The 3,547-nt window shown below is 75.5% G+C and carries 4 protein-coding genes; 2 read left to right on the top strand and 2 right to left on the bottom strand.

Annotated features, from left to right (window positions below; all coding sequences use genetic code 11):
* Positions 1-373: 373 nt before the first annotated feature.
* The gene (locus tag VGB14_09070) at positions 374-700 is read right to left on the bottom strand and encodes a hypothetical protein (GenBank protein ID HEX9993063.1); all 327 of its coding nucleotides are present in this window, start codon (positions 698-700) and stop codon (positions 374-376) included.
* 49 nt (positions 701-749) lie between these two features.
* Positions 750-1,469: a tetratricopeptide repeat protein gene (locus VGB14_09065; GenBank protein HEX9993062.1), complete on the bottom strand. Its 720-nt coding sequence runs from the start codon at positions 1,467-1,469 to the stop codon at positions 750-752.
* Positions 1,470-1,535: 66 nt separating this feature from the next.
* Here VGB14_09065 and VGB14_09060 point away from each other — a divergent pair, with 66 nt between their 5' ends.
* Together VGB14_09060 and VGB14_09055 are read left to right on the top strand one after the other, a co-directional pair.
* The gene (locus tag VGB14_09060) at positions 1,536-2,573 is read left to right on the top strand and encodes a phosphotransferase family protein (GenBank protein ID HEX9993061.1); all 1,038 of its coding nucleotides are present in this window, start codon (positions 1,536-1,538) and stop codon (positions 2,571-2,573) included.
* Between the two features lies 1 nt (position 2,574).
* On the top strand, positions 2,575-3,453 hold the full coding sequence (locus tag VGB14_09055) for a PAC2 family protein (protein ID HEX9993060.1): 879 nt from the start codon (positions 2,575-2,577) through the stop codon (positions 3,451-3,453).
* The last annotated feature ends 94 nt before the right edge of the window (positions 3,454-3,547 follow it).

Here is a 3,547-nt window from a genome sequence, read left to right as displayed (position 1 = left end):
GCTCTGGGGGGGGCGGCGGGCCGGGATCGCTCGCGTCTGCGGTCCCCCGGAGCTCTGGGCGGGGCGGCGGGCCGGGATCGCTCGGGTCGGCGGTCCCCCGGAGCTCTGGGCGGGGCGGCGGGCCGGGATCGCTGGCGTCGGCGGTCGACGGCGGGGAGCCGGCGGGTCGATCGAACGCGGCCGCGCCGAGCGGACGGGCGGAGGCGGCAGGGTCGACGTGGGGCATGGGCGGCACACCTTCCCGGGCGCGTCAGGTCAACGGCGGTTCGGGGGAAGGAGGCCGGAGGTCCGACCGACGCTCACCGTAGCGCAGGGCTGCGCCGGCCTCGCGCCGCCGACGGGGCGGCCCACCGTCCGGCGCCCCGAACCGGGGTCAGGCGTCGAAGACCCTCGACGGGTCGGGGTCGCGCCTCGCCGCCCAGTCGGCCTCGATCTCGAGCGGGATGCGCAGGTAGGCCGACCGGTGCGGGTAGCCCCGCACCCGCCAGCGCAGGTACGCCCCCACGTACCGCCACAGGAACCCGACGACCCCGAGCTCGCGCCACTGCCGCACGTGCTCGACCTCGTGGCGGACGAGCCGGGCCGACCCGGCGCGCTCGCGCCGCACCGACACGACCCGGCCGATCGTGATGGCGTCGGCCCCCGGCGGCACGGGGCCGCCGACCAGCAGCCACCAGCCGCGGTGCCGCTCCAGCCGCACGACCGACGACCGACGACCGACCGACGAGGGACCCCGACCGGTGCCCGCCCTAGAACAGCCGGGCGGTCAGCTGGCGCCGGTAGTCGTTCGTGCGGGGGTCCTCCGGCCCGAGCAGCTCGAGCAGGTCGACGAACTCGCGGCGGGCGTCGTCGTCGCCCTTGACCCGATCAAGTAGGGCATCGAGCTTGGCCGTGATGTCGGCCCCGGCGGGGTCGAGCCCGGTGCGGGCGAGGGCGGCGACCCGCCGCGTCTCGGCCGACTCGGGCACCCGCTCGAGCAGGGCCAGCGCCTCGTCCCGCTCGCCCTTGTCCACGAGCAGCTCGGCGAGCGCGACCACGGCCTGCTCGTTGCCGGGCTCGAGCTCGAGCGCCTCCCGCAGCGACGCCTCGTCGCCCGCGGCGAGCAGCCGGGACAGCTCGGTCTCCTCCTCGGTCGGCAGCAGCCGGTCGACGAAGGCCTGCACGTTGGCCTCGGGCTGGGCGCCGATGAACCCGTCGACGACCTTGCCGTCCTGGAAGGCGAACACGGCGGGGATGCCCTGGACGCCGAGGGACTGGGCGAAGGTCGCCATCGTCCTCGGGTTGTCGTCCACGTTGATCTTGGCGAGCGCCACGGACCCGTCGGTCGCCTCGATCACCCGCTCCAGGATCGGGCCGAGCGACCGGCACGGGCCGCACCACGGCGCCCACAGGTCGACGACGACGGGCGTGCTCTCGGAGCGGTCGAGCACCTCGGTCTGGAACGTGGCATCGGTGACGTCGAGGATCACGTACCTGCGAAACGGCCCACGCCCCGGCCTCATTCCCCCCGGTGGGTGGGCGGTACGGTGGCGCCCGTGGACACCGAGCGGGTGGAGGGGGTGCAGGTCGGCCGGGTGACGGACTGGTTCGAGCGCCACGTCGACGGCGCCACCCCGCCGCTCGGGTTCGAGCTGATCGCCGGCGGGCACTCCAACCTGACCTACAAGGTCACCGACGCCGCCGGGAACCGCTTCGTGCTCCGCCGCCCGCCCCTCGGCCACGTGCTGGCGACGGCGCACGACATGGGCCGCGAGCACCGCATCATCTCCGCGCTCGGGCCGACGCCGGTGCCGGTGGCGCCCGCGCTGGCCTTCTGCGACGACGCCGACGTGAACGGCGCGCCGTTCTACGTGATGGGCTACGTCGACGGGCACGTCATCCGCGACGCCGACGGCGCCCGCGCCACGTTCACGGAGGCCCAGCGGCGGGCCGCCGGGCACTCGCTGGTCGACGTGCTGGCCGACATCCACGCCGTCGACCCGGACGACGTCGGCCTCGGCGACCTCGGCCGCAAGGAGGGCTACATCGAGCGCCAGCTGCGGCGCTGGCACGGGCAGTGGGAGCAGTCGAAGACCCGCGACCTCCCCGTGGTGGACGAAGTGCACGCCGCGCTGGCGTCGTCGATGCCGGACCAGGGGCCGGCCTCGATCGTCCACGGCGACTACCGCCTCGACAACTGCATGCTCGACGACGAGGCGCGCGTCGTCGCCGTCCTCGACTGGGAGATCTGCACGCTCGGCGACCCGCTGGCCGACGTCGGCCTCCTCCTCGTCTACTGGACCGAGCCGACCGACGAGCACCCGGCCCTGCTGACGGCGCCGACCGTGGTCGAGGGGTTCCCGGGCCGGGCCGAGCTGCTGGCCCGGTACGCCGAGCGGTCGGGGCGGGACGTCGGCGCCGTCGACTACTACGTCGCCTTCGGCTACTGGAAGCTGGCCTGCATCATCGAGGGCGTGTACGCCCGCTACCTCGGCGGCGCCATGGGCCGGACGGGGACGGGGTTCGAGGGCTTCGCCGAGCAGGTCGAGCGGCTGGCGCAGGCGGCGAGCACGGCGATGGCGCGGGTGGCCTGACGTGAAGCTGTTCGAGCTGCTCGACGCGCCCGAGCTCGACGCGCCGGTGCTCGTCATGGTCCTCGAGGGGTGGATCGACGCGGGGCTCGGCGCCGCCGGCGCGGTCAGCGCGGTGATGGAGCACCTGGAGATGACGACGGTCGCCACCTTCGACGCCGACCTCCTCCTCGACCACCGGGCCCGTCGCCCCGTCCTCCACCTCGTGGACGGCGTGAACACGGGCCTCACGTGGCCGACGATCGAGCTGCGGGCCGCGGCCGACCGCCGGGGCACCGACTTCCTCCTCCTCGTCGGCGCCGAGCCCGACCACCACTGGCACGCGTTCTCCCGGGCGACGGTCGACCTCGCCATGGAGCTCGGCGTCCGCATGGTCGTCGGCCTCGGCGCCTACCCGGCGGCCCTCCCCCACACCCGGCCGAGCCGCCTGTCGGCGACGGCGACGACGACCGAGCTGGCCGAGCAGGTGGGCTTCGTGCGCGGGACGATCGACGTGCCCGGTGGCGTGCAGGCCGCCATCGAGCGGCGCTGCGCCGAGGTCGGGCTGCCGGCCGTCGGCCTGTGGTCCCAGGTGCCGCACTACGTGTCGGCCATGCCGTACCCGCCGGCGTCGGCCGCGCTGGTCGAGGGGCTGCGGTCGGTGACCGGGCTCGACCTCGAGACCGGCGAGCTGGCCGAGGAGGCGGCGGCGACGCGGTCCCGGCTCGACGCGCTGGTCGCCGGCAACGACGACCACCAGGCCATGGTCCGCCAGCTGGAGGCCCAGTACGACGCGGAGGAGGGCGCGGCGGACTCGCTCCTCGGCGGCGGCGGGTCGCTGCCGAGCGGCGACGAGCTGGCCGCCGAGGTCGAGCGCTTCCTGCGCGACCAGGGCCGGGACTGACCGCGCCGCCACCGCCGGCCTCCGGCCCGGGAGGCCCGCACCGGGCCTGGCTAGGGTGCCCGGCATGAAGGTCGACGGCCAGATCACGGGGAGC

This window comes from Acidimicrobiales bacterium (genome assembly GCA_036399815.1).
Taxonomy (GTDB): Bacteria; Actinomycetota; Acidimicrobiia; order Acidimicrobiales; family DASWMK01; genus DASWMK01.
Note: the sequence above shows the minus strand (reverse complement) of the source record. Positions and strands in the feature narration are given on the sequence as shown.